Here is a 25,640-nt window from a genome sequence, read left to right as displayed (position 1 = left end):
CAACATTCTGGTTACTTCCTGCTTAAAATCAGCGTCATAACTCCTTCGGGTCTTGATCCCTTTGTGAACTCCCATTTCGCATCATGATGTGCAAAAATGTGTGCCGCTTTTCTGAGCCACCTCAACCCATTGCTACGTGCTCTATGTTACTTTTTACGAGGTTTTGCGTCTAATGGTGGAAGATTATAATCCATCCAAAAACGTACATCTTATGCCCAATACTTACACACAACTTTACATCCACTTCATATTCGCGGTGAAATATCGTGCGGCCGTGATCCACCCGGACTGGGAGGTTCATCTCCATAAGTACATTACAGGCGTCGTTCAGAAAAATGGACATAAATTGCTGGCCATTAACTCAGTGCCCGATCATTTACATATGCTGGTGGGATACAATCCTTTACAATCTGTTTCAGAATTAATGCGTCTTGTGAAAGGGGATAGTTCTGAATTTGTCAATAAAAATGGCTTTACAAAAGATAAATTCAGATGGCAGGAAGGCTATGGAGCGTTTTCCAATAGTACGTCGCATATGGACCGTGTGGTCAAATACATTCATAACCAAAAGGAGCACCACCGAACCAAAACATTCAGGGATGAATACACCGGGATATTGAAAGAATACGATGTTGACTATAATGAGAAATACATCTTTTTCGATCCGGAATAAGAATTAATGGCCTGATGTTTGGATAAAACAGGGTAAGCAGTTCGTTAGGGTACTACTGGCTCAATTTTTTATATACAGCCTGTACTACTCAATCAAATCGAACAAAATTGAATTTCGGCAAAATCCTCCGGTTACTTGCAATCATTCTTCTCGTTTCTTACCTGCCTGTTGCGGCACAGGATGGGTGGTTTAAGCGGTTTGTGCAAAAGACTATTTCAGACACGACAGCCCCAGGGAAATCCAGTTTCAGGGTATATCCGACATTGGCTTATTCTCCGGAGACTAGTTTTGAGTTTGGCTTGTCTTCTTTGTTTCTTTTTCAGGCTAAAAATGATACTTTGAACCGGTTAAGTGAGGTGCAGGCGTTCACGTTTGTTACCCTGGAAGCGCAGTACGGGATCTGGCTGGACAATGCGATTTACGGAGATAAGGATAACTGGTTTATCCTGGGCAGAACGAGATTTCAGAGATTTCCACTTTTATACTACGGAATCGGGCCCGAAACACCCGGAAAAGATCCAGCACTGATTGATGCCAACTATCTTTTGCTGCGGCAGCGGGTTTTGAGGAAAATCAGGCCAAACCTCTTCGTTGGCCCGGAAGTAGATTACCAGCAATTGTACAATACGCATTTCAATCAACCCGATAATCACACGTACGACAAACCGATCGGCACAGACGGAACTACAAATCTGGGGTTAGGTGCCGCCCTGGTGTATGACAATCGCCACAATGTTTTGAATGTCAGGAAAGGTTTTTTTGGAGAAATATCATTTTTAAAATACCACCCCAATCTTGCGAGCGAATACAATTTTCATGGTATTAACGTCGATTTACGCTCCTACCATCCTATCAGGACCAGAAATGTACTGGCGTGGCAGGTAATAGGGAATTTTTATTCCGGCGACATCCCTTTCAACCAACTTGCGCTCATGGGCGGCGAAATGATCATGCGCGGCTTCTATTCAGGCAGATACCGTGATAACAATATGATTGCGGCCCAGGTCGAGCATCGCTGGCTGCCTTTTAGTTTTGCGAAAAGGTTTGGAGCCGTAGCTTTTGTAAGCAGTGCGGTAGTCGCGCCCAAAATATCTGCCTTTACCGTTAAACACATACGGCCCTCCGGCGGAGTGGGATTGCGTTATCTGCTTTTCCCCAAAAAAGATATCTACCTGAGACTGGACGTAGGTTTCACCAAAGAGGGCCCCGGTTTCTATTTGTTTACCGGCGAAGCCTTTTGATGTGAAATGTGTTCAAAACACCTAGTCCCGGTGTCGGTAGGTAAACGCTACCACAAAAAGTAGTCCGCCGACAAAACCCAGAGCCACCGGTAAAGAAGTAACTTCGGCAATAAAGCCTATCATAGCCGGTCCTGCGAGCTGGCCTGCATAGCCCAGGGTCGTAACGGCCGGCAAGGCAACGGAAGGCGGCACATGGGGGATTCGTCCAGCCGCAGTAAAAAATACCGGTACTACATTAGCTGCGCCCAATCCCACCAATACAAATCCGATAATCGCCGCAGCAGCCCACGGTGCGAGTACTGCGATCAGAAATCCTGCTGCTGCCAGCAAGGATCCGTATAACACCACTTTTGCAGATCCAAGGCGGTGAATGATGCCGTCGCCGGTGAGCCGCATAACGGCCATCGCCACAGAAAAAGCGGCATAACCGACGCCAGACAGGGATGGGTCAAAGTTTCTTGAAAATTGAAGAAAAACCGCACTCCAATCCAGCAGTGAGCCTTCGGCCAGGAACACAATGAAGCACATCATCCCGAGTACCAGTACCGGGCCTTTGGGTAAAACTAAAGTGCCGCTTTCAATTTTATGCTCTTCTGAATGCGGGAGCAGATGTTTGAACTGCGTAACACTGATCAAAACAAGTAAGACGGAAATACTCACAGCCGCGACAGCAGGAGACAGCCCGGCTTTGATCAGAAAACCCAGACCTATAGAGCCCAGCAATCCGCCCAGGCTGAACATGCCATGAAAAGAGGACATAATGTGCTTTCCGAACCGTTCCTGAACCAGGACGGCCTGCGCATTCATGGAAACATCAATGGAACCGACTCCGGAACCGAAAACGAAAAGGGTCGCAGCTAGTATAAAAGAAGATTTAGCAAGTAACAGTAATGGCAGGAACAGCGCCACTATCAATGCGGACACCAGTGCCACTTTCCGGCTTCCGTACTTGTTAATCAGCACACCGGAAAAGGGCATAGTCAGGATTGCGCCGGCCCCGAGAGAGAGGAGTACGATGCCCAGATCAGCGTCGTTCAGCCCCAGGGCGATTTTGGCAAAGGGTACCATGGGTGCCCAACTGGAAAGCCCGATCCCACAAACCAGAAAAATGAGTAAAGTAGCTCTTCGTGCTGCATCCGTTTTTGACTTTTCGGGCATATAGGGAAGTGTTGTAGATACTTGGTAAAAAAATTGCCTGCCCCGTTTTGAGCGGGAGCAGGCAATTAATGACAAATTATTCTAAAATCAGATATTTTTCTTTTTAGATTCCTTCACAGCAAAGTCAACTGCACGTGCTGTAAGTGCCATGTAAGTAAGGGACGGGTTTACGCAAGATGCAGAAGTCATGGCTGCTCCGTCGGTCACAAACACATTTTTAACAGCGTGAAGCTGGTTGTTACCGTTCAAAACCGAAGTTTTGGGATCGCGTCCCATCCTGGCAGTACCCATTTCATGGATGGCCATTCCAAGATATGATCCGTTGTCGTAAGTTTTTACATTTTTGATGCCAGATTTTTCGAGCATTTCCGCTGCGTCGTTCGCCATATCCTTCCTCATCTTTTTCTCATTCTCGCGGAGGTCAGCATCAAAAACGACTGTCGGCATGCCAAATTTGTCCCTTTTGTCTTTATTGAGATACATGTAGTTTTCGTGGTAAGGCAGTGTTTCGCCAAACCCGCCAAAACCCATGGTCCAGTTTCCGGGCGTGGTCAGTTCTTCCTTAAAATCCGCTCCGAAAGCAAGCTCGGCAATATTCCGCTGCCATCCCTGGCGACCGCCCCCGCCCTGGTAACCAAACCCGCGGATGTAGTCCCGTTTGTCGGAGCCGATATTCCGGTAGCGGGGCACATAAATTCCGTTTGCACGACGGCCAAAATAGTATTTGTCAAGATCCCCTTCCCAGACGCCGCTCGCACCTGTACGGAAATGGTGGTCCATCAGGTTATGGCCAAGTTCACCCGAATCATTTCCCATCCCGTTTGGAAAGCGGTCGGAAGTTGAGTTCAAAAGAACCGCTGTGGATCCCAGCGCGCTTGCGCACACAAAAATCAGGTTTGCGAAATATTCTTTCTCCTGCAAAGTAACAGAGTCCACAACGCGCACACCGGTAGCACGCCCGGTCCCTGATTTTTTGCCGTCATACATGATCTCCCGCACAACGGAATCAGGCCGTAATGTTAACAGTCCAGTTTTTACCGCAGGTGGAAGTGTACTGGATTGTGTACTGAAATACGCACCGTAGGGACACCCAAGTGCGCACCGGTTCCTGTACTGGCATGGAGAACGTCCACCTTCGAGCTGGATTTTCGTCGGTTGAGAAAGGTTTGCTACCCGGCCTATGGTCATGGTTCTGCCTGGAAATTCTTTTTCAAGGCGTTTTCTAACTTCTTTTTCCACGAAATACATTTCCATCGGGGGCAGGAAATCGCTGTCGGGAAGCTGCGGAAGTCCCAGTTTTTCACCCGAAATACCAACATGTTTTTCAACATAAGAATACCAGGGTGCAATATCTTTGTACCGGATAGGCCAGTCGACTGCAATACCGTCTTTCAGGTTTGCTTCAAAGTCAATGTCGCTGAGCCGGTACGACTGCCGTCCCCACATGATCGACTTTCCTCCGACGATATTCGGCCTGAACCAGTCAAACCGCTTCTTTTCTTCGTAGGGGGAATCCATATCGTTCATCCAGTATTTCTCCGACATTTCATTGTAAGGATAGTCGCGGGAGAGGAAAGGATGTGTTTCTTTTTGTTTAACCGTCAGGCGGCCGTTGTACTGAGACTCCCAGGGTGCCTTTAAAGCATTTTCATATCCGGTAACATGTTCCAGGTTTTTACCTTTTTCAAGCATCAGCACTTTCAGGCCCTTTTCAGTCAGTTCCTTTGCTGCCCATCCGCCCGATACACCGGAACCGATCACTATGGCATCGTAGGTTACTTCTTTAATTGCATCAATATTCAAATTCGCCATTATACAAGAGTTTTTTAGTCAGGGTAGGTCATTATTTTGCATAATGAATTAGTTATAATGCCCAGGATTTCTGTCCTTTCGGCATAGGCCATGAACCTTCAAAACGACCCGGGATCGGCAGGTAATCGAGTGCCTGTGTAGCCCCGATTTCAGAAGTGAAATAGGCCGTGACGGTCAGTCCTTTCATCTGAAGAAAGAATGGTTTGTCGGCAGTGGTAGTTTTGGTAACCACTTCTTTTTTCTGGGAAGCGTCCAAGGCAGCGAAATCCTTGCCGTACAATTCTTTTCCAAGGCTGTTTACTCTGGCCAGTCCCGTATAGAATTTCTCCTGGTCGGCTGCCTCATAGCAATCGCGCATCACCCTGGTGATAAATTTCTCTGCACCAGCTGCTTTCGCGCCGGGTGTAGTGGTAGTGGGGATAATCACATCTGCGACTTCGGCTAACAGCGCCTCCTGTTCGGGGGATACCGGAACGGACGCCCCGAAATTTAATCGTTCACCCATGATGCCGGCCATCAACGGGGCTGAAATGACCCCTCCCATCAGGAAGGTAATCTTTTGAACAGCTTCTCTACGGTTCATTTTTATAGAATTAAGAATAATTGCTAACTGCAGCGCCTCATTTAAAGCGGCATAATATATGTGAATAACTGATACCAAACAAGAATAAGCCTAAGGAAAACTACTTTCCCGGCTCCCTCATATTTTACTTCAACGTGCAGTTTTGAGGGGGTGTTTTTCCCCTGATTTTTCCGAACGTTCACCCGAAGGCGCCGGAGGCTCATTACATTGTTGTTGAAAATTTTATTGTGCACATATTTGATCATTATTATGAGCCGAAGCTTGTTCACACATTCAGGTTTAGTCGATTTGAATGTAAGAGTTTTAAGGTTAAGTAATAGAGGAACGTTGAGTAAATAATGCAGATATCTTCCATGATCTTCATGGAAGATATTTTTTTGTCCAAAATAGCTCCGCCAATTAAATTAACCGACTGGTTATTGATTTGATCTCCCAGATCCAAATGTTATACGCAGTATTGCCAGTTGCAAAAAGTTACTTCATTTGTCTACCAAATTGCTAGATCATAGGTTTGCTCTTTTATTTGAAATTTAATTATATACAAATTATTGGACGTTGGCGGTGTTACGATCACGATCCGGGGCTCGTACAGTAGCGTGAGCGACAGCGAAGACAGGCCTTCCCGGGCTGACAAGGAAGAATTTGTCAAATTCGTTGCGGATGAACTGACGGCTAGGAAGCGATCAAACTGATCAACCAGGTGAGGGCAATAGCTGGGGTTACCTTTCTGAAAACGTGCGATTTTGTATCCAAAGAGCTGTTGAGCGCTTATATTAAAAGAAAGAGGATGGGCGTTTTTCCCGGAAGAACTTTGCCTGCAGGATTTGATAAGACATGGGGAATTTATAGACCTTGCCCGGGCGGGACGAAAAGTAGCATTCGATTACCAGGTTCTTTTCCCTTTACCGCAAAGCGAAATCGACCGGAACCCCAATCTAAAATAAAATGATGGTTACAAACAAATACAAAGCGCTCCCCATGCTGGCTTTACTGCTGGCGTGGGGAGTGTATTCTTACGGACAATCAGAAAAATCTTCGCCGAATATCATCGTCTTTTTCGTGGATGACATGGGCTGGCAGGATACGTCTGTTCCTTTCTGGGATAAGGTGACCGATTTCAACAAGCGGTACCATACACCGAATATGGAGCGCCTGGCGAAAGAAGGTCTGAAGTTTACCAATGCTTACGCGATGCCAGTTTGTACACCGTCGAGGGTAAGCCTCATCACCGGCGTGAATGCCGCCCACCACCGTGTTACCCACTGGACTTCCCCGGACAGGAATAAAAACACCGACCATCCCGATGCCGATCTCAATCCGGTCGACTGGAATATCAATGGTTTCAGCCCGGTGGCAGGCGTGGAGCATACATTTCACGGCACTGCTTTGCCGGCTGTTTTGAGCCAGCATGGTTACTATACGGTCCATAGCGGCAAGGCACATTTCGGATCGGCCGGGACGCCAGGCTCGGATCCTGAAAATGTAGGGTTTCAGGTGAATATAGCGGGAAATGAAATCGGGCATCCGGCGAGTTATCTTGGCAAGAATAATTATGACAAGCGTGTGAACGGCAAACCCAACCGCAATGCGGTGCAGGGTCTCGGAAAATACCATGGTACAGATGTTTTCCTGACCGACGCCATCACGACTGAGGCGCTCGCCGCTCTTGAAAAACCTGTGAAGGCCAAACAGCCGTTTTTTTTATATCTCGCACATTACGCGATCCATATCCCGCTGGATGCCGACCAACGTTTTATCGATAAATACCTGAAAGCAGGGTTGGATAGTACGGAGGCCAAATATGCCTCCCTGGTCGAGGGGATGGACAAAAGCCTGGGGGATGTACTGGGTTTTTTGGATAAAAATAAAATTGCCGACAATACCGTGATCCTGTTTATGTCGGACAATGGCGGGCTGAGCACTACGCCTGCACGCGGCGGCCAGGCCTGGACGCACAATCTGCCGCTCAAAGCAGGCAAAGGTTCTGTATATGAAGGTGGTATCCGGGAGCCGATGCTGGCTCGCTGGCCGGGGGTGATCAAGCCTGGAAGTGTTACGGACCAATATGTGATCATTGAAGATTTTTTCCCGACCATCCTTGATATCGCCGGGGTGAAAAACCCGAAACTGGTACAGCAGGTCGACGGAAAAAGCTTTTTGCCTTTATTCAAAAATCCAGCACTGAAAGACGATAACCGAGCGCTCGTGTGGCACCATCCTAACCGCTGGATCCCTGCCGAAGGCCCCAATATCCATTATGCGAGTGCTTTCAGAAAAGGCGACTGGAAATTGATTTACGATTACCGCAAACAAAAGCTGGAATTGTATAACCTGAAAGATGACATTGGGGAATTGCATGATCTGGCTGCCCAAAATCCGGGGAAAGTAAAGGAGTTGGCGGGTCTCTTTACTGCTCAGTTGAAAAAATGGGACGTACAGTGGCCGGTTTTCAAAAATACCGGCAAGGCAGTGGTCTGGCCCGATGAGGTGGCGCGTAAATAATTACTGCGTAAATTGGGCTTTTATAAACCTGAACCCATGAAACGCAGAAAACTCTTAAAAGGCCTTTCTACATTGCCCCTGATCGGTGCTTTGCCCATAAGCCAGGCCGGCGCCATATCTTCACCAGCCCGAAAGAAAAGGGATATTATTCAGGAATTGGGTATCCGCTCCTTTATCAATGCAGCCGGAACGCTCACTTATATGTCGGGCTGTATTATGCAGGACGAGGTGGTGGAAACGATTGAAAGTACTTCGCGGCATTTCTGCATGATCGATGAAGTGCAGGATAAGGTAGGGGAAAAGATTGCCAGACTGGTTCGTTCAGAGGCTGCTATGGTCACCTGCGGCGCATTTTCCGCCATGACGCTCGGACTTGCCGGCGTGTTGACCGGGCTCGATGTCAACAAGGTGGAACAGCTGCCGCATCTGGCGGGAACAGGAATGAAATCGGAAGTAATATGCCAGAAATCCCATAATGAAAGATACAACCATGCTTTTTTGAATACGGGCTGCACGGTGGTGGAAGTGGAAACGATCGAGGATGTGGAAAAGGCGATCAACGAAAAAACGGCCATGCTTCATTTCCTGAATATCCAGGCCAATGCAGGGAAGATCACGCATGAAGAATGGTTGGCTTTGGGCAAAAAACACAATATTCCTACGTCTATCGACATTGCCGCCGACGTGCCCCCGGTTTCAAATCTCTGGAAATTCAATGAAATGGGTTTTGATCTGGTATTTATCTCAGGCGGAAAAGCGATGCGCGGGCCTCAGAGCGCCGGGATATTGATGGGGAGAAAAAACCTGATCGAGGCTGCAAGGCTGAACTCCCCGCCGCGTGGTTTTACGGTGGCACGCGGGCATAAAGTAAATAAGGAAGAAATTCTGGGAATGTATGTCGCTTTGGAAAAATTCGTGTCCGGTGATCATGATAGGGAATGGAAAGGATGGGAAGCCAGTATTGCACGGATTGAAAACGCAGTAAAGGACATCAAAGGAATTACGACCAAAGTGACCGTGCCCGAACTGGGGAATATTACGCCCACGCTGACGATCAACTGGGACGACAACATCGTAAAACTGACCGGCCGGGAAATGCGTGACAGGCTGCGTTTCGGGAACCCGTCTATTGAAGCTGGTTTCTCAGGTTTGCCTTTGTACCATTACCAGGCCGGTTCCGATTCCGTGGACCCAGCGGTGGCCGAAACATTGAAAGGGGGCAATCTGATCCGGGTTACTGCCTGGATGCTGCAGCCGGGGGAAGACAAGATCGTAGCGAAAAGAATCCGGGAAGAACTGCAGACGGCATCAAAAGTCTCCTGACCGGACGCTGGTCAAAATGATGTCCTGACCGAAATCTGAAAAATATTGTTGCGCACGTTCGTATTTTCCTCAGCAATGATGTAACGGAACATATAACCGCCTTCCATTTCGAGCTCCTGAGAGAAGCGGTAGCCCAGACCCAGATAAGTCCTGTTTTGATCAAAGGTTCGTTTGGTGAGATGTTCCTGGCCCTGAATATTGAGAAATATCTCATTTTGGAAAGCAGTATAAAGACCTTTGGTGAATAGGGGATCGGCCAGTAACGGCACCTGCACCATGAGGTAATGTCTCAGCCGTTGGGTAAAAATCCGATGGTACTGCTGGTACATAAACCGCTGCTCATAACGAAGCCGATTGGTGATCTCCACTTTTTTGATTTCGTTCTCAATCTGGAACTGTTCGAAAATGCGGTTCTCATGTTCGTAAACCCTGCCGCTGTTTTCTTTTTCCCAGGTTCCAAAATAGGTATATCCGAGTGTAAGGGTCTGATTGGCAGCAATTTTATAACCGATCCCCGGGCGGATCAAAAGCGTATTGACGTAATCCAGGTTATCGGCAGAACGTACCTGTACGTCCGAACTCAATTGCCATCTTTCTCCTATTTTCTGCTGATGCGACCAGAAAAGCCAGGCGTTATGCTCCACATCCTGGCTAAAACCTTGGCAAAAGCATAGCGTGAGAAAAATGGAGAGAAATATTTTTGTCTTTGACGTTTGCATCAGGTCGAGTAAACATGTAAATTTAATATAAGTCATCCATTTCCATGCCAATGCATGCATCCGGGATGAATGTTTTCGCGGAATAGTTAAAAAGTAACCGGATTGTGCCTTTGAAGGATAATCTGGAACTTATTGGAAAATAAATGCTGTTAACCACTCATAATAAACAATTTAATGCTTCCGTTATCTGCTGGTGTTTTGGAATGGTCAGGCAGATAGAAATGCGCGTTCCGGTTCAGTAAATCCAACTTTTTAGATCCTATTCATGCAATTCAGTAATCGGGACACCATTATTGTTTTCCTTACGCTTCTGAGTGTAACTGCTGTTTCCCAATCTCTGAAACCAGGCCTCGCCGGAATGGCGCCTTCCAAGTGGCTGACCATGCGGCATTCGCATGCGCCGGGCAAGGTATATAGCTTTCCGGGAGCCGGCAGAAAGACATTTACCCAAGATGAATATTATTTGAGAGCCTGGATTCCCGTGGTCCACAAAGAAAAAGTAACTGTAATTCTAGGTCCCAACTACCGCACGGAGCAGCTGGAATTCAAATCATCAGGAGAAAATCCTGTGGATAATATGTCCAACTGGGATCTGAGAACCTATGGTCTGGATGTAAATGCGCTGGTAAAAACAGACAGTTTGTCCTGGCTGATTTTTACATCGCATATCAATAAGAGCGGTAATTTTTCGGAGCTGTCGGCCTCCGAAATTCCGATCAATTACACGGTTTCCGCAACATTTTTACGCAAAAAATCCCCCAACAAGGAGATCGGTGCAGGAGTGATGATGAACAAGAGTTTCAGGGTCACGGTTTTGCCTGTTTTTATATTTAATTACAATTACTCCGAGCGCGGCGGCATTGAAATGATGCTCCCCAAAAAGATCGCGTGGCGCAATAATCTTTCACCCTGGGATATCCTGTATGTCAAGGCCGAATCGGTTACCAGAACTTACTACATCCACGAAATCAATAGCAATAATCCCGCTGTCTGCCGCCGGGTTGATATCGACATGGGGCTTTCTTATAACCGGAGACTGGGGAAATATGCCGGCGTGGAAGTATTTGGCGGCTACCGGAAAAATATCAGCAACAGGCTGATCGCAGGCGCGACACCGTTGAAAACTTCCGGCCTTTCGGCTTCTGTGGAGCTGTATGTACAGCCTCCGAAATTCAAAAAGAAAAAGTGAAACCAGGTTTCCGCTTCATTTGAAGGACCTGCGGTCTGCTGGAACAATAATTTTATACAGGTTGATGTAATGCAAAATTCATCAAGTAAAAACCTGTAAAATGAAAACTATAATCACTACTGCCGCAATGTTCCTGCTGATTTCAGGCGGGTTATTGTACGCACAGTCGAACACAGACAAGCCGGCTCAGACAACTCCTGATGCCACCCAAACACAAGGCAGCAGCGCGCAAGGTACCTCCGCCTGGCCCCAAAGCACGGGCACAGCGGGGAGCAGCCGCGATCAGCAAAGCAATACCGGCGTTGTAAAACCCGAAACCGCTGATTCCACATCGGGCACAAGCCGGTCGGAAACTACGATGCAAACACAGGGTAGCAGTGCTCAGGGCACATCCGCATGGCCTTTGGCTACGGGTACCGCAGGCAGCACCATACCTGTGCAGGAAAATGCGGACTCGGCTACTATGGAAAATAAAGGCTCTTCGGCCGTAAGTACTCCGGCTGAACCGAAACGGAAGGATTCGAAAAAGCGGAAAAACAAAGACAAAAATTCTGCGGAGGCTGAGAATCCTTGATCCTCGTAACCATCCGTTTTTGATTTTTGTAATGATATAAATGCCCGGCAGACTTTCCGAAGTCCGCCGGGCATTTTGTTTGGGAAGTTCTTCTACTTTTCCGGTTGTTGGTCGATATAATTTCCTGTGTTTTATTATTTTACGTTCATTTACAGAAAAGTCTTTATCTCTATGAGCTTCTTTGAAAAGCAAGTAACGATGCCGTTTTCGGGCCGACTGATTACGGTGAAATATGCGCTGATGCATGCTGTTTACTGGATACTGATCACCGGCTTTTTTATTTATGAAAAAAAATACCTTATCTATAAAGCGACCCTTCCTTTCTTTCTGGTCTGTGTGATCGGCAGGATCATGCTGCTCATCGGCATTGCTTATCTGAACCTGCATTACTTTTTACCCCGCTATTTTCTCAAACGGAAGTACCTGCATTATTTCAGCCTAGTCCTGGCATCTATTGTGATGTACCTTATTGCTCAGGGCTTGCTTGACTATATTTTGTACGGCTACGTCATAGGGCCGTTGCGGAACAGTTCTGTGCTGGAAACGATTTCCTATAACTTTTTCAGCACACTATGGTACATCGGCCTGATCGTCGCGCTGAAATTCAGTATTGACTGGTATGCCCAGCAAAGGATTTTACAAAGGATCCTGGTTGAAAAATTAAAGGCAGAAGTCAATTTCCTGCGGTCGCAGGTGAACCCTCACTTTCTTTTCAATATCCTCAACAATCTGTACGCGCTCACCCTCAAAAAATCCGATCTCGCGCCGGAAGTTGTTTTGAAACTTTCGGAAATGATGGAGTACATGCTATACGACAGCGATGGCGGAAGTGTGCCTCTCGACAAGGAAATCGGTTATCTGAACAATTATATTGAGCTGGAAAAAATACGCTACGACACCAGCCCGGATATTTCTTTACAGATTTCGGGTGATACCGACGGAAAAGAGATCGCGCCGCTGCTGTTGCTGCCACTGGTTGAAAATGCTTTTAAACACGGCCTCAGCCGGCAGCCGGAAAAATCCTGGCTTCACGGAAAGATCAAGGTGAGCAAATCAGGTATTGAATTTTCGGTTGAGAACAGTAAGTCTGCTGCTTATCAGAACAACAGCCGGGGCGGAATCGGGCTCGATAACCTGCGGAAACGGCTGGAACTTTTGTATCCGGGAAGGTATCTTTTGACAATCGAAGACAAAAAGGAAGTTTTCAATGCTTTCATGAAGATCAATTTTCAGGGTACTCCGGTTGTTGCTTCCTAGGGAAGTGTGTAGGAAATGAGTTTGCGGACTTTTAAATTGTTAAAAATGAGAGCTTTAAAAAATGCTATGCTGGTTTTACGTGCAATCTCAATGATCATGGCGGGGAGGTATTCGCCCGAACCCGTAAACTTTGCGGGCAGCACACTCTGTAGCGCACTGAGCATGCAGGCTCAGCGCGGTTGTCAGCTGACCTTCGTTGAGGTAATATGATGAAGTTATCGAAAAGCGCTCATGCTCAGATGTGTAATTATTGATGATGAACCGCTGGCGCGCGAAGTGCTGGAAGGGTATCTCAAAAGGTTTGACGCAGGGCAGTCGGTCAGACACTTTGGCAATGCTCAGGACGCGCTCGTCTATCTTGAGAATGAGGCTGCGGACGTACTCTTTCTTGATATCGAGATGCCCGGGCTCAATGGTATCGATTTCCTGAGGATACTTGAAAACCCTCCTGTTACGGTTTTTACCACCGCTTACCGGGACTACGCATTCGAAGGGTTTGAATTGGGGGTTATTGATTTTTTACTTAAACCCATCGTTTACAGCCGCTTTCTGCAGACAATGGAAAAGATCGGGGATTTCTTGTCCCTGAAAGAACAGCACGCGGCCATAGAACAAAACACTACTGAGGAAAAACTGGGGCCCGTTTTTGTAAAAAGCGGCGTGCAGCGGATAAAACTGGATTTTGACGATGTGACCCATATTCAGGGCCTGAAAGATTATGCGATCATTCACACCGGCTCGGGCAGGATTGTCATCAAAGGTTCGATCAAGGCGATGCAGGAAATTTTCCCTCCAACGCATTTTTTAAGAGTGCACAAATCCTTTATTGTCTCCCTGGCCAAAGTCAGGCGTATCGAGCGCAACCGTATAGTCATTAACGGACATCAGATTCCTGTCGGACGTAATTTCAAATCAGAAGTCGAAAAACGCTTCTCATAACCAGCTGATTCCGATTTCCAATCGCGACAGCTGGTTCCGATTTCCAATCGGGACCCACTATGCCGCCGATTTCCAATCGGCAACAAGCAACAAGCAACAAGCAACAACCGAAAAATAAGAAAACAACACTCCCATACTTAAAAAGCGGTATTTTGAGAATAATGTGTGCTTTGAAATTCAGCGCATAACTCAACATTAACCTGATCACGAACTTATGGACGTTGTTACCGATCTGACTGCCCAGGCGGTCTCTTATCTTACTGTTATACAGGATGTTTGTAGAAATGAGATCGAGCCATATTACAAAAAGAACAATGAGCTGAGCTATCTTTTATACATGGAGGAGAATCTTCCCGCCATGAATGCGAAACTCACTGATTTACAGATTAAAAGAATCTCGGAAATTACTTTCTGTACCAACCCGGATTTGCTGGAATCGGCAGAAAGTAAAAACGACTCTCTGATCGTATCGTCTTTTCTGGAAATATCGAAGAACCTGCTGTATTGGACGGTCAAGTTGATTCCCACAGAGGTTTTTAACGCATACGACTTTCCGGACCGTTTAAAAATCGAAGATAAGATCTTGTTTTTCACCCCGGACCAATGGCGCAGAAACATACGGACAATCTTGTACCAGGATCATAGCCAGCGTGTGGTACTAGCCGAAATACTGCATTATATGCCGATCCAGGTGATACTCTGCCTAAGTTCCAAAGAGATGGACGGTTACGAACAAAGAATCTGCCAGTTTTATAAGCCCGGAGATTTTATTGAGCTTCTGTCGGAGAACGACAGGGTATTTCACGACAAATGGTGGAAAGGAACATTTCACGGAAATCCAGTCGCGACTTTTGCGCCCGAACTTTTGACGAAAGATCAGGAGTTGCTCAGGCTGCTGACAGCAGCCGACAATCCGGTTTCATTCGAGAATATCTTCAATGCCGAGCTGGACGAGATTGAGAAAAGCAGGGAAAAGCGGGTGAAAGATCCGGGAAACCTGAAATCTCTGAACTGGATGAAAAACATGCTGCCTACTGGTAAGGACGGTTGGATTTCTCCGAAAGCAATCGGTGGGGACGGGCAGTCGGAAAGTCAGGAAACCGGAGATCCCATCGAACGAGCTCAGAAAATGAAACTTACGGGGCTGGCGTTTTCGGGCGGTGGTATACGTTCGGCTACCTTTAATTTGGGTGTTTTGCAAAAGCTCGCCGAGCAGGACGTTCTGCCGCAGGTTGATTATATATCTACAGTTTCGGGTGGTGGCTACATCGGTTCCTGGCTGGTTTCATGGATCCGGCGGGCAGGATCTGTGTCAAAAGTGGTGGACAGGCTGGATACAAAAAGGTCGACAGATCCGATGGCGGACGAAGTGAGGCCGGTCCGCTGGGTCAGGATGTACAGCAATTACCTTACGCCGGAAGCCAGTCTCATGTCCACCGATTCCTGGACTGCCGGGATCACCTGGCTCCGCAACACGCTGATCAATCAGCTTATCCTGCTTTTGTTGCTTTGCACGGTTTTGTCGGTCATTCATGGTTCTTTTTTATTGTGGGAGCATTTTGCGCTCTGGCCGAATGGTTATTCTCCCTGGCTAAAAGGCGGTGTCAGCATACTCATCCTGATAACTGGCGCCGGTCTCGCCGGTCTCGGCATGCACATGTTCGATAAGGAATATCCGTCAAAGAATCTCCTTAATTACGGGAAAAACAGGTTGTTTTCATGGGCGCTGGTGATCTGGGCCATTCTGTCCTCGGTACTGGTGAGTATATGGTTATATAACTCCGCCCAGGTTACCAGCAGCTTTGGCGAGAAACAGTATATATTCGTCGTCGCAGGTGTTGCCGCGCTGATCGGGATAGTGGTGGTTGCTTATGTCGGTAATTACCACCGGAACCCAGATATACAAGGAAAGAGGGTCGAGATCTGGATCGCGATCGTCGCATCTTCCATTCTGGCAACGGTGGCTGGACTTGGTCTCCTCGCTGCTGTATGGAGCTTTTTTGAATATATTGAAGGGCAGGGTGGTGCAGGAAATTACATTTCAGGAGACAATGATAAATTTATTTATAAAATTTTTCCGGTTGTCAATTCCTCAAAAATGATGTTCATCCTCGGGATTCCCCTTATTCTGGAGGTCTTTAGTCTGACTGTAGTCGTGCGGATGTTGATCATGGGTATATTCTTTCCTGATGTCCGGCGCGAATGGTGGGGCAGGATGGGGGCCATAATCCATCGGTTTATCCTGCTTTGGATTGTTGTTACCATCTGTGTGCTTGTACTGCCGAGGGCATTTGACAGGCTCACTTCTGCTGATATGGATAAGCTTACGGGCTTGTTTGGAGGCTGGGCTGCAATTGTAGGCCTGGGGGTAAAGCTGGCGTTCAGCTCCACCAGCTCGGGGGAAAATAAGGACAAAAGTGGTTTCAGTGTAAAAGAGATGTTTGTGCGTTTTGCGCCGTACCTTTTCATTCTAGGGATATTGCTCATCGGATCTTCTTTCCTGAATACGCTCAGAGAGATTATTCTGCGGGTTTATCCTTTTCAGCATCTGCGCGAGCTGACCATTATCATTGTTATTTTTGCGGTTACTTTTCTTTTAAGCTGGCGGGCCGGCGTAAATGAATTTTCGTTGCACCATTTCTACCGAAACAGGCTGGTACGGGCATACCTGGGGGCATCGAGGCGGCAGGTTTCCCGGTCCAAAACTGCCAACAGTTTTACAGGATTTGATAAAGCCGACGATACCAAACTCGACCAGTTTACTTTTGAAAAAGAATATACCGGCCCTTATCCCATCATTAACACTGCATTAAACGCATCGGTTGTTTCGGAGCTCGACCGGCAGGATCGGAAGGCAGAGTCATTTATTTTCACGCCCTTCTATACCGGGTTTGATTTCAGCTCTACGCGCTCCGCGGCATTTAACAAAAATGGTATCTTCCATTATGGTTACCGGCCGACCGCTGAATTTGCAAACGGCCCCACTATTGGTACGGCTATGGCTATTTCTGGCGCCGCTGTCAATCCGAATATGGGTTACCATTCTTCTTCGCTTACGGCCTTCCTGCTGACGGTATTCAATGTAAGATTAGGGTGGTGGATCGGTAACCCGAGGTTGAAAACCTGGAAAAAACCTGAGCCGCCGTCAGGTCTTGCTTATATTGTTAAAGATCTTATCGGAAAATCCGATGTGGATTCGAATTACGTAAACCTTTCGGATGGGGGGCATTTTGACAATATGGGGCTTTACGAACTCATCCGCAGAAGGTGCAGCACCATTATTCTTGGTGATGCTGAGGAAGATTCCGGAGCTACCTGCGAGGGGCTGGCCAATGCGATACGCCGCTGCCGTATCGACTTTGGTGTTGAGATTACGATTAAAACTGACGGTATCACGGTAAAGGATGAATTGACGAAGTTCAGCAAAGCGCATATTGCGGAAGGGGACATAAAGTACCCGGAAGGCTGGACAGGAAAACTTATTTATATCAAATCCGCGCTCACCGGCGACGAATCGACAGACATCAGGGAATACAATTTACAGAATCCGGCCTTTCCGCAGCAATCGACCGGCGACCAGTTTTTTGACGAGGCGCAATTTGAAAGCTACCGTAAGCTGGGGTACCACAGCGTGCAGTTTAAGGCATAGAATTTCGCACGGAGGCGGGCTGCTATGTTTCTAAATTTAAAACATATTTAGTACTGCGACCGCCTCCTTCTGTTATAAATACACCGAGTTCGGCCAGAGTCTGCAGATCTCTGGTCGCAGTAGGTTTCGATGTCTTTGTAATGGATATATACTTTTTCGCACTCATTCCACCTTCAAAACCGGCTGGTCCGGCTTCCAGCATTTTTTCAATCACTTTGGACTGACGATCGTTAAGCCTGGTTTTGAAACGGTCGTAAAACAGGGTTTTCTTGAGTGTGAAGGTCAGGATATCTTTTGTTTCTATCTGGGCTTCAAAAATAGTCCGGACAAAATACCCGACCCAGTCGCTGATCTGATTACTCCTTTGGGCCGTTTCCAAAGCCTGATAATAGCTTTTCCGGTCGGCCTCTATTTTTCTCGATAAACTCAGCATAACCGGTCGCCCCAGCGTTTGAGACAATGCTTTTTCAGCCAAAACCCTTCCAATCCGCCCATTACCGTCTTCAAAAGGATGGATCGATTCGAAGTATAAATGTGCAATAGCAGAGCGCAAAGGCGCTTTTTTGATCTCGGCCGGGCCACCAGGTGCGGTATCATTAAACCACCGGATAAAACTTTCCATTTCCTGGGGAACGCGGTCGGAGGGAGGCGCTTCAAAGTGGATTTTTTCCTTCCCGATCGAACCGGAAACTACCTGCATGGGTGCGGCATCCTTTCGCCACGCTCCGGCATTGATTCCCTGGTTTTCCTTTAAAAGCATCTCGTGCCAGTCAAACAGCTTTTTTTCGGTGAGCAGATCCGCATAAGTATCGCGGACATCGATCATGAGCCGTGCCAGTCCCTGCGCCTTTTTGTCTTTGATAAGTTCCGGGGAGTGATTTATCCCAAGGTTATTGCGTATGGACGAAACCACATCCTGACGGCTCAGATATTCTCCTTCGATTTCGGAGGTTTTGATCGCCTCGGCAACCATGGTGTTGATGAGCGTTTCCATTTTTACATTTTCTGGGGCCGCTTTTAACATACCGCTGATATGCCCGGTTTCTTCGGCGAAGGCAAAAAGCAAATCCTCTGCATTTGCCGGGTCAAATGTGAAATGAGGCCAGTCCTTTTGTTGCCAGTTGTATCGCATGAGCCGAATATTTTATCTAATCGGCTCAAATATAACATAAAAAATGAGCCGATTAGATACACTAACCGGCTCATTTTACTTCTATGTTCTTTTATTAACTTTTACAACAGCCTCAGTTTAGTGTTGTTGTGATTATTCTTATAGTTCTTTACGGAAACAATCCGATGGGCCAGCAGAAACAGACCGGCTGGAATAAGATACAGGTAATGCAGGTAGTCGTTAATCACAGCAATAATCAAAATCACTGCAGCCAGAAGAGCCAGATTGATGAGCTTGTTTTTCATTGTAATGGGATCGATATGTCAGATAAATATATCATAAATATCTCAGATTGGCATGAAATCAGGCGCATACCTTTTCAGCTGATCCGACTACTGGACTTTTAAATCAAAATCAAGGTTAACATCGTCGCTGCCGGGGCCGGGAGTTCCGTTTTTTGTACCTGGCTGGTGGCGAAGCTGAACTTTTAGCTTACCCTCACCGGCGGCTCCGGATTTGGCAGTACCGGTCAGCCCTATCACAAAATTGTTTGCATCCTTATCCCCGTATGTGTAGGTAAGCAACGTTGCCGGGCTTGGCGTATATACCAGCAGGTGCTCGTCAGATTCTTTCGCAATTTCCTCGGTAATATTGTCGACAGGCGTTTTGCTTTCATCCAGAAACTCGACCGTCAGGGTGTATTCCGTATTGGCTTTCAGTGAAACGGCATCGAAACGCGTAGGTGCGTTTCCACCTTCACCGTCGGGATCCTTGTAAGAAAATGAAGTAACGGTGCCCGTACCGGACTCCTTAAAATTAAGTGTAACGGACGTGATCAATTCATTTTCGTCGTCCGGGGTAAGCTCTTCGCCTGAGTCTTTGCATTGTGTAAACAAAGTTGTTACTCCGATCAGCAACAGCCAGACAAGGTTTCGGTTCAGTTTCATTTTTTGGATCATTGAAAAACAGGAATGAGAACAGGTAGTTTGTGCTACTATGTTGCAAATATAACAACTTGTGCAACTATGTTGCAAGATTTTTCAGCACTCGGAAAAATTTTATGCCTCTTAATAATATCTGATGAAAATTCGGGTCACGCACAGAGGAAATAGCGTAAAGAGTTCACTTATAGGTCTGCTATCAATTCTCAACCCAAAAACAGGATATGAAAAACAAAATGGTGCAGATCATGCTCAAAAGTGTTCTGGTGATCGAAAACGGAACCGCGGAGGAGAAAGTGGAAGGTGTAAACGCACTTTCAGTAACCCTTGTTGCTCCCAATGTTACAAAGGCTTCCGTTACCACAGTAAGGTCGATCAAACTGGCGGATAATGTGGAGAAAAGTATGGAAAACGAACCGTTTGAAGACAAACTTTTCTTTAAGGAATTAATACTGGGTGACTGCATTTTGAAAGCAGAACTGACAGCCATTGAAAAAGTGTCAAAACTGGAAAGGTTTTTTCTGAAATCATTTCCTTCTGCGCTGGGTGTGGCTGTTGAGGCCATTCCGGGTGTGGGCTCGATTATCAGTTCTGTGGTCGGCGCGATCACGAGATCGATTTTCGACGGAGGCGACAAAACTGAAAAAATCCTGGTAATCGGCAGGGGCTGGATGCCGCTGGGTGCAACAAACGACGACGGGGACTTAGCCATCAATTTACAAGTCCCGAAAACCCTGGTTTTGAATTCACGTCCTTTCCAGGATGCAGACCGTAATCAGGCAATCAAAAAAATTACGATGCAGGAAGGTTTTGTAAATGCCAGGATCATTTTCAAAGTAGAGGACATAACCCCTCCCGCGGGACTTCAGCTTTTGGTGTGATTGACTTTTGGCGCTGACTGGCATACCATTGTTTTCAAAACTTACTGATCTGCAACGCCTGGCTGCAGTACCGGATGTCGTCAACCACATCGATCAGCAGATGGAGCTGATCGTGGTGCTCATGCTGGTTATCCGGGGCTTCATCATGTCGTTTTGTGATTCCGGCCCTATTGGAGGCGACACCTTCATTGAGCTGTTCTATTAATCTGATGCTTTCCTGCAAAGACCCGATTGCCTGATCAATCCGCTTTTGCTCGCCTTCCTTGTTCAATTCCAGCAGACCGGACCTTAAAAGCAAAAACAAGGAAGCGATATTGGAGCATAATATGTGGTTAAGCATCTGAAAATGATAGATATTTTCGGTTTCTGTTATTTTGTTTTTGGGTTCACCAAGCATGCGCTGGAAAGCAGCCGACAAATTGGCCTGCATGATGTAAACATTTTTTCTGGATAACTTGTAGCCCGTAACATTTTCCGGCTTTCCGGAAATAGCATGCAGCAGGTTCTGAAGATAATTGGTATTGGCTTTCAGGACTTCTTTCATTAAAAACGGCAATCGGCCTGCCTCCCAGAAAGGAAACATATAGGTAGCGGCAAAAGCTATGGCACAGCCGATCAGCGTATCATATACGCGTTCTACGATAAAACCGGGATCGCTGTTCCCGTACACATTGAGCGCGATGATCACCATGGGCGTCAGCGAGACCACACTGAGCATGTGATGGGTTCGGTTGAAGGTGAAAAAACCCACCAAAAAAATCATAAACCACGCCAGCAGTAACATTGTGCTTTGGACAAGCGCCAGGATTACCAGCGCCAGCGCAACCCCGATCAGTGTGCCTGTCAGACGTTGCATATTGCGTTTGCGGGTCAGGCTGAATGCCGGTTTCATGATAACCACGACGGTGATCAGGATCCAGTAACTGTATTTGCCCAGCGGCAGGATGTTGGCCAGGGTGTAGCAAAACAGGCAGGTGATGGCCAGCCGGAGCGAAAATTTGAATATCGGCGAGCTGAACCTGAAATTCGTGGCAAGCTGGCTCCATCCAAAATCCTGAAACGGCGCAAAATAATTGTACTCGGGTTGCGGCTCATTTTTTGGCAGGAACTCATTGTAATTCCGTAAAGCACCGTAGATCAATCGTATATCTTCATAGATCTGTTTCAGATTGGCCAGCAGTTTTGACAAGATTCGTGCATTAACTTCATCTTCTTTTTGGATGATGTATACAAACCTCGCTTCCAGAAGCGGCATCTGACGAGCCGACGCAAGGCCCGGTTCTTCCGGGTTTTTGAATGGTTCCATTTCGCTGATATCCCTGATATCATCCGCCATGAGCCCGATCATCTGCCCCACCAGATCAAGTGCCCCGGTTACCTTAAATGCATGTCTCAGGAAACCGTAATCATGGTGAATGGCGGTAATCTGCTCATAAAGGTCTATGGAGCGGGAGGCTGCAAACAAAAGAGCCTGGCCCTGTCGGTTCTCCGCTTGCATGGCGGACTTGTCCCGGAGCAGAATGCTGCGTACCTGTTCCTGCTTCTCGCTGACATGACTGTGCAAATGGATCGCCTTATTATAGCAATCGGCCAGCGGCACCTGGATATTATAAAAGAGTGCTTTCGCTTTGAGGAAGTCGTGGGTAGCCAGCAGGCAGTCCGCAATTGCGTAGTTCAGGTAACGCACAGGCCAGATCCGCAACTGTACCAGACTGACAATGTAAAACCAGATACCTCCCGCTAACAGGTATAAGCTGAATTCCAGTCCGTTGGCGGGCTTCAGGCCCCAGATGAAGATCATCAGTATGATGGCGGCCGTTCCAGTGATCGAAAACCGGCTGCCATACACCATCAGCATGGCGCAACCCAGGGTTACAGTGAAGAATATTCCGCCCATCAGCCACGGGTATGGCCAGGATAACGAGGAAATGACGGAAACGAAAAAGAAAAGCAAAATGCTGACGACAGATGTTGTCTGCTTGTCCCCGATGGTCCCCCGTGAATCGGTTAGGCCAATCAGCAGTGCGCCATGTCCTACTGCAATGGCCGCCTGCGGCAGGTCATAAGCAAAAAGTACCCACGCCGGCAAAACGATGCTGATGGTCACACGGAGCGCGTCGGTAAAATACTCGCCGGTCAAAAAATTGGTAACAGCTTTTTTTATTCTGTATGGATTCATTCACTAAGGTTGATCAAGGTTTCGCCACCTGCATACAGCCACTACTTTTTCCTGAATTCCATTCCGTTAAAAAACAGTATGTCGACCTTACCGGAGCTGTTTAATGAGAAGCGGGCGGTTGCCTTGTTGTCCGATGCTTTTTCATAAGGACCCATAAACGTATCGTAATGCCAGTGTGACACGGTGGCTTTTACAACATTGTTCACATTGCAGACAAGCTGCTTACCGCTCAAATTGACTTCTGCCTCCCCGTAAAGCGGGCTTTCGTACCGTCCTGCATATTGTGCCAATGGTAAAGAAGGTGAAGTATCCGGTACCCGTTTCGCAATCAGTTCCTGTTCCCTTTTGCGCTGTTCATCCTTTAATTTCGAATACAAAGTTTTGAATTCCTTATTCCAGTCCCGGTTTCCACCCAATATGAAATGGTCGATAGCTTTGTACATCAGTACATGCCTTACTTCGGCATGGTCATAATTTCCGAATATGTAAATAGCGAACTTTTCTTCAGGAAGCTGGGCAGTAATGGCCGTCAGCCCGGACAGGCTGCCGGTGTGGAAATTTAGTTTTTTGCCCTTGTAATCGTGCTGGTACCAGCCCAGCCCGTAAGTCATCCAGCTGGGTTTCAGTATTTCCATCGTGGGGTATTCCGATGCGGGGAAGAAGTTCTGTGCTTTGAATATTTCGTTCCAGGTTTCAGGTTTTACCAATCGTCCGCCTGCGTATTTGCTGCTGTCGAGCATACAGATGATCCATTTGCTCATGTCATCCGCCGATGACCACACCGCCCCGGCGGAACCGATTTCACTATCGTTCCCATATTCAAGTACCTGAATTGTACCATTGACGCTGTCGTGGGGCCGCGTTACATTGTTTGTTTTGATAAACTTTCGTTTCGGAGCGGTTTGAGTCATGCCCAGCGGGGTAAAAATCCGTTCCTGTATCACATCAGACCACAATTTGCCCGTTATCCTTTCGATGATCCTCCCTGCAGCGGAGTACATAATGTTTTGGTAAACAAAGCCACCGCGCACCGGGTACTGCGGTTTTACATAGATCATCCTCCTGAGCATTTCATTGACCGGGATATTCATGTAACCCGTAAAGAAATCCGTGCTCCCGATGCCGGTATTGTGGATCAGCAGGTCGCGCACGCGGATTTCACGGGTCGTATAGGGATCTGAAAACTGTAACTCGGGCAGGTATTTGTAAACCGGATCATCCCACCGCACCTTACCTTCATCGACCAGCATTCCCATTAATATCACCGTCATCGCTTTGGTGGTCGAGGCGCAGGCAAATAGCGTTTGGGTATCTACTTTCTCAGGCTTGCCGATTTCCCTTACACCGTAACCTTTTTTTAATATAACCTGATTGTCCTTCACGACCGCAATGGACATACCAGGTACTCCCCATTCTTTTCTGACAGTTTCCACGTAACTGTCAAATTCCTGTATTTGTCTGGCGGATATGGTCTTTTGTGCTTGGCTGCCAAAAGCTGTCAGCAGAAAAAGTACGGCGAACAATCGTTTCATGATAACACTGAAGCTTATAAGTATCAGAGAAAGGACAAAGCTTGTTCAAGATCGGCGGTAAGGTCTTCTACGTTTTCAATACCGACAGAATAACGGACCAGGCTTTCCGGGATGCCTAGCAAGGCCCGCTGCTCTGTTGTGAGCTCAACGTGGCTTGTGGTGCGTGGCGGACCTGCCAATGTACTCACTGAGCCGAGGCTGGCGGCGAGATGGACGAGTTTTAATGATTGCAAAAATGTTTTGACATTTTCGTAGCCGCCTTTCAAAGTAAAGCTCATAATGCCTCCGAAGCCTGACATTTGCCTTTTTGCAATGTCGTGCCCGGGATGTGTTTCAAGCCCCGGATAATATACGTTTTCAATGGCAGGATGTGTCTGCAGATACCGCGCGATTTTCAGGGCGGAAGCATTTTGCCGCTCAATCCGCAATTCCAGTGTTTTCATGCCCCGGAGGATCAGGTAAGCCGGGTCGGCCTGCAGGCTGGCACCATTGATCTCGCGGAATCCATATACTTTTTTAACTAGGTTTTTATCGCCGCAAAGCAAGCCGCCCATCGCGTCGGAATGTCCGCAGAGGAATTTTGTTGCGCTGTGGACCACCAGATGCGCCCCCAGCTTCAGAGGATTTTGGTTGATAGGCGTACCAAAAGTATTGTCCACCACCACAATAGCACCTACTTTCCGAGCTGCGGCCGACAACCGTTCGATATCGATTACCTTCAAGGTGGGGTTCGTGGGCGTTTCGAGGTAGAGCAAATCGCAGCCTTTGGCCACCTCGGCTTCTATTTCGTCATGGCTGATGGTTTCACAGAGTGTCACATCCACATGATATGCCGGCAGGAAATCAAGAAACAGCCGGCTCGTGCCGCCATAGGTATCCTTGATGGATACCACCCGTTTTCCCGGGCCCAGCAATGCAAACAATGTATTGCTGATCGCGCCCATACCAGTGGCGAAGGATATAGCCGCCTCCGCACCTTCGAGCTGGCAGATTTTTTCTTCCAGGACCTGAACAGTGGGGTTTGTGTTGCGACTGTAAATGTGCCCCTCGGATTTTCCGGTGGCTACCTCGTACCATTCGTCGAGGTTTGTGTAAGCAAATGCCACACTGTTTACAATGGGAGCCGTGGTGGCGCCGTTGGGGAAATGCCCCGTTTCACCTGCCCAAACAGCAGTTGTTCCTTTTTTGTAGTTTAGCTTGCTCATTTTAACTTGATTAATTACTTAAATAAAGCATAAAATGGCTTACATAACCTATTATTCATAAATTGATCATGCTACTGTTCCGTTTCCTGATAACAACCGGCTTCTCCTAAATCTTGTTTTAAGGCCCTGCGATGGGTGACGGAAATTGAAAGCCGCTTTAAAAACACTTAGG

At 47.3% G+C, this 25,640-nt stretch carries 21 protein-coding genes; 11 read left to right on the top strand and 10 right to left on the bottom strand.

The features are described 5' to 3' along the window. Window positions 1–211 precede the first annotated feature (211 nt). Together tnpA and FBF61_RS23955 are read left to right on the top strand one after the other, a co-directional pair. Window positions 212–673 carry an IS200/IS605 family transposase gene (gene tnpA, locus FBF61_RS23960; RefSeq protein WP_138482074.1) on the top strand — a complete coding sequence of 154 codons (462 nt, stop codon included), beginning with the start codon at window positions 212–214 and terminating at the stop codon, window positions 671–673. 107 nt (window positions 674–780) lie between these two features. Further along, a complete protein-coding gene (locus FBF61_RS23955) occupies window positions 781–1,914 on the top strand; it encodes a BamA/TamA family outer membrane protein (protein WP_138482072.1) in 1,134 nt (377 codons plus the stop codon). Between the two features lie 21 nt (window positions 1,915–1,935). Here FBF61_RS23955 and FBF61_RS23950 read toward each other — a convergent pair whose 3' ends face one another. The 3 genes from FBF61_RS23950 to FBF61_RS23940 all read right to left on the bottom strand — a co-directional run bounded on the left by FBF61_RS23950 (window position 1,936) and on the right by FBF61_RS23940 (window position 5,467). Then, on the bottom strand, window positions 1,936–3,072 hold the full coding sequence (locus FBF61_RS23950) for an MFS transporter (protein ID WP_138482070.1): 1,137 nt from the start codon (window positions 3,070–3,072) through the stop codon (window positions 1,936–1,938). An 87-nt stretch (window positions 3,073–3,159) separates the two neighbouring features. Further along, window positions 3,160–4,884: a GMC oxidoreductase gene (locus FBF61_RS23945; protein WP_138482068.1), complete on the bottom strand. Its 1,725-nt coding sequence runs from the start codon at window positions 4,882–4,884 to the stop codon at window positions 3,160–3,162. Window positions 4,885–4,936: 52 nt separating this feature from the next. Further along, window positions 4,937–5,467, bottom strand: coding sequence for a gluconate 2-dehydrogenase subunit 3 family protein (locus tag FBF61_RS23940; RefSeq protein ID WP_138482066.1), 531 nt, complete (start codon window positions 5,465–5,467; stop codon window positions 4,937–4,939). A gap of 978 nt (window positions 5,468–6,445) precedes the next feature. Between FBF61_RS23940 and FBF61_RS23935 the strand changes: the two genes are divergently transcribed. Together FBF61_RS23935 and FBF61_RS23930 are read left to right on the top strand one after the other, a co-directional pair. Then, the gene (locus tag FBF61_RS23935) at window positions 6,446–7,969 is read left to right on the top strand and encodes a sulfatase (RefSeq protein WP_166444602.1); all 1,524 of its coding nucleotides are present in this window, start codon (window positions 6,446–6,448) and stop codon (window positions 7,967–7,969) included. A gap of 36 nt (window positions 7,970–8,005) precedes the next feature. Next, the gene (locus FBF61_RS23930) at window positions 8,006–9,292 is read left to right on the top strand and encodes an aminotransferase class V-fold PLP-dependent enzyme (protein ID WP_138482064.1); all 1,287 of its coding nucleotides are present in this window, start codon (window positions 8,006–8,008) and stop codon (window positions 9,290–9,292) included. An 11-nt stretch (window positions 9,293–9,303) separates the two neighbouring features. On the opposite strand, the gene FBF61_RS23925 is transcribed toward FBF61_RS23930, so the two are convergent. Beyond that, window positions 9,304–10,011: a DUF2490 domain-containing protein gene (locus tag FBF61_RS23925; RefSeq protein ID WP_166444598.1), complete on the bottom strand. Its 708-nt coding sequence runs from the start codon at window positions 10,009–10,011 to the stop codon at window positions 9,304–9,306. Window positions 10,012–10,276: 265 nt separating this feature from the next. Here FBF61_RS23925 and FBF61_RS23920 point away from each other — a divergent pair, with 265 nt between their 5' ends. The 6 genes from FBF61_RS23920 (at window position 10,277) to FBF61_RS23900 (ending at window position 17,619) form a co-directional block, all read left to right on the top strand. Continuing rightward, window positions 10,277–11,200 (top strand): DUF6268 family outer membrane beta-barrel protein, encoded by a 924-nt coding sequence (locus FBF61_RS23920; RefSeq protein ID WP_138482060.1) that lies wholly within the window; start codon window positions 10,277–10,279, stop codon window positions 11,198–11,200. Between the two features lie 100 nt (window positions 11,201–11,300). Further along, entirely contained in the window at window positions 11,301–11,774 is a 474-nt protein-coding gene (locus FBF61_RS23915; RefSeq protein WP_138482058.1) for a hypothetical protein, read from the top strand. Window positions 11,775–11,945: 171 nt separating this feature from the next. Continuing rightward, complete coding sequence (locus FBF61_RS23910; protein WP_229215188.1) at window positions 11,946–13,031, top strand: sensor histidine kinase; 1,086 nt, start codon at window positions 11,946–11,948, stop codon at window positions 13,029–13,031. A gap of 45 nt (window positions 13,032–13,076) precedes the next feature. Further along, window positions 13,077–13,241 carry a hypothetical protein gene (locus FBF61_RS34700; RefSeq protein ID WP_166444597.1) on the top strand — a complete coding sequence of 55 codons (165 nt, stop codon included), beginning with the start codon at window positions 13,077–13,079 and terminating at the stop codon, window positions 13,239–13,241. 21 nt (window positions 13,242–13,262) lie between these two features. Beyond that, window positions 13,263–13,970, top strand: a complete 708-nt coding sequence (locus tag FBF61_RS23905) for a LytR/AlgR family response regulator transcription factor (RefSeq protein WP_138482056.1) — start codon at window positions 13,263–13,265, stop codon at window positions 13,968–13,970. A 214-nt stretch (window positions 13,971–14,184) separates the two neighbouring features. Beyond that, complete coding sequence (locus FBF61_RS23900) at window positions 14,185–17,619, top strand: patatin-like phospholipase family protein (RefSeq protein ID WP_205748314.1); 3,435 nt, start codon at window positions 14,185–14,187, stop codon at window positions 17,617–17,619. A 22-nt stretch (window positions 17,620–17,641) separates the two neighbouring features. On the opposite strand, the gene FBF61_RS23895 is transcribed toward FBF61_RS23900, so the two are convergent. The 3 genes from FBF61_RS23895 to FBF61_RS23885 all read right to left on the bottom strand — a co-directional run bounded on the left by FBF61_RS23895 (window position 17,642) and on the right by FBF61_RS23885 (window position 19,677). Beyond that, the gene (locus FBF61_RS23895) at window positions 17,642–18,751 is read right to left on the bottom strand and encodes a Fic family protein (RefSeq protein ID WP_138482054.1); all 1,110 of its coding nucleotides are present in this window, start codon (window positions 18,749–18,751) and stop codon (window positions 17,642–17,644) included. Between the two features lie 101 nt (window positions 18,752–18,852). Beyond that, the gene (locus FBF61_RS23890; protein ID WP_138482052.1) at window positions 18,853–19,035 is read right to left on the bottom strand and encodes a hypothetical protein; all 183 of its coding nucleotides are present in this window, start codon (window positions 19,033–19,035) and stop codon (window positions 18,853–18,855) included. Window positions 19,036–19,122: 87 nt separating this feature from the next. Then, window positions 19,123–19,677 carry a hypothetical protein gene (locus FBF61_RS23885; RefSeq protein WP_138482050.1) on the bottom strand — a complete coding sequence of 185 codons (555 nt, stop codon included), beginning with the start codon at window positions 19,675–19,677 and terminating at the stop codon, window positions 19,123–19,125. Between the two features lie 218 nt (window positions 19,678–19,895). On the opposite strand from FBF61_RS23885, the gene FBF61_RS23880 reads away from it, so the two are divergent. Beyond that, a complete protein-coding gene (locus FBF61_RS23880; RefSeq protein WP_138482048.1) occupies window positions 19,896–20,552 on the top strand; it encodes a hypothetical protein in 657 nt (218 codons plus the stop codon). A 34-nt stretch (window positions 20,553–20,586) separates the two neighbouring features. Here the strand turns inward: FBF61_RS23880 and FBF61_RS23875 are convergent, their stop codons facing one another. The 3 genes from FBF61_RS23875 to FBF61_RS23865 are packed head-to-tail and all read right to left on the bottom strand — an operon-like array spanning window position 20,587 to window position 25,468. Then, entirely contained in the window at window positions 20,587–22,731 is a 2,145-nt protein-coding gene (locus FBF61_RS23875) for an FUSC family protein (RefSeq protein WP_138482046.1), read from the bottom strand. Between the two features lie 41 nt (window positions 22,732–22,772). Further along, complete coding sequence (locus FBF61_RS23870; protein ID WP_138482043.1) at window positions 22,773–24,263, bottom strand: serine hydrolase; 1,491 nt, start codon at window positions 24,261–24,263, stop codon at window positions 22,773–22,775. A 23-nt stretch (window positions 24,264–24,286) separates the two neighbouring features. Continuing rightward, window positions 24,287–25,468, bottom strand: a complete 1,182-nt coding sequence (locus FBF61_RS23865) for a cystathionine gamma-synthase family protein (RefSeq protein ID WP_138482041.1) — start codon at window positions 25,466–25,468, stop codon at window positions 24,287–24,289. Window positions 25,469–25,640: the final 172 nt, after the last annotated feature.

The organism is Dyadobacter bucti, assembly GCF_005869225.1.
In the GTDB taxonomy this organism is placed as follows: domain Bacteria; phylum Bacteroidota; class Bacteroidia; order Cytophagales; family Spirosomataceae; genus Dyadobacter; species Dyadobacter bucti.
Note: the sequence above shows the minus strand (reverse complement) of the source record. Positions and strands in the feature narration are given on the sequence as shown.

Excerpts from the sequence above, each read along its gene's own strand:
- FBF61_RS23925 (WP_166444598.1), bottom strand. The coding sequence starts at position 10,011 with ATGCAAACGTCAAAGACAAAAATATTTCTCTCCATTTTTCTCACGCTA.
- FBF61_RS23890 (WP_138482052.1), bottom strand. The coding sequence starts at position 19,035 with ATGAAAAACAAGCTCATCAATCTGGCTCTTCTGGCTGCAGTGATTTTG.
- FBF61_RS23865 (WP_138482041.1), bottom strand. The coding sequence starts at position 25,468 with ATGAGCAAGCTAAACTACAAAAAAGGAACAACTGCTGTTTGGGCAGGT.
- FBF61_RS23895 (WP_138482054.1), bottom strand. The coding sequence starts at position 18,751 with ATGCGATACAACTGGCAACAAAAGGACTGGCCTCATTTCACATTTGAC.
- FBF61_RS23920 (WP_138482060.1), top strand. The coding sequence starts at position 10,277 with ATGCAATTCAGTAATCGGGACACCATTATTGTTTTCCTTACGCTTCTG.
- FBF61_RS23950 (WP_138482070.1), bottom strand. The coding sequence starts at position 3,072 with ATGCCCGAAAAGTCAAAAACGGATGCAGCACGAAGAGCTACTTTACTC.
- FBF61_RS23900 (WP_205748314.1), top strand. The coding sequence starts at position 14,185 with ATGGACGTTGTTACCGATCTGACTGCCCAGGCGGTCTCTTATCTTACT.
- FBF61_RS34700 (WP_166444597.1), top strand. The coding sequence starts at position 13,077 with ATGAGAGCTTTAAAAAATGCTATGCTGGTTTTACGTGCAATCTCAATG.
- tnpA (WP_138482074.1), top strand. The coding sequence starts at position 212 with ATGCCCAATACTTACACACAACTTTACATCCACTTCATATTCGCGGTG.
- FBF61_RS23870 (WP_138482043.1), bottom strand. The coding sequence starts at position 24,263 with ATGAAACGATTGTTCGCCGTACTTTTTCTGCTGACAGCTTTTGGCAGC.
- FBF61_RS23910 (WP_229215188.1), top strand. The coding sequence starts at position 11,946 with ATGAGCTTCTTTGAAAAGCAAGTAACGATGCCGTTTTCGGGCCGACTG.
- FBF61_RS23935 (WP_166444602.1), top strand. The coding sequence starts at position 6,446 with ATGCTGGCTTTACTGCTGGCGTGGGGAGTGTATTCTTACGGACAATCA.
- FBF61_RS23945 (WP_138482068.1), bottom strand. The coding sequence starts at position 4,884 with ATGGCGAATTTGAATATTGATGCAATTAAAGAAGTAACCTACGATGCC.
- FBF61_RS23940 (WP_138482066.1), bottom strand. The coding sequence starts at position 5,467 with ATGAACCGTAGAGAAGCTGTTCAAAAGATTACCTTCCTGATGGGAGGG.
- FBF61_RS23915 (WP_138482058.1), top strand. The coding sequence starts at position 11,301 with ATGAAAACTATAATCACTACTGCCGCAATGTTCCTGCTGATTTCAGGC.
- FBF61_RS23875 (WP_138482046.1), bottom strand. The coding sequence starts at position 22,731 with ATGAATCCATACAGAATAAAAAAAGCTGTTACCAATTTTTTGACCGGC.
- FBF61_RS23880 (WP_138482048.1), top strand. The coding sequence starts at position 19,896 with ATGAAAAACAAAATGGTGCAGATCATGCTCAAAAGTGTTCTGGTGATC.
- FBF61_RS23905 (WP_138482056.1), top strand. The coding sequence starts at position 13,263 with ATGCTCAGATGTGTAATTATTGATGATGAACCGCTGGCGCGCGAAGTG.
- FBF61_RS23885 (WP_138482050.1), bottom strand. The coding sequence starts at position 19,677 with ATGAAACTGAACCGAAACCTTGTCTGGCTGTTGCTGATCGGAGTAACA.
- FBF61_RS23930 (WP_138482064.1), top strand. The coding sequence starts at position 8,006 with ATGAAACGCAGAAAACTCTTAAAAGGCCTTTCTACATTGCCCCTGATC.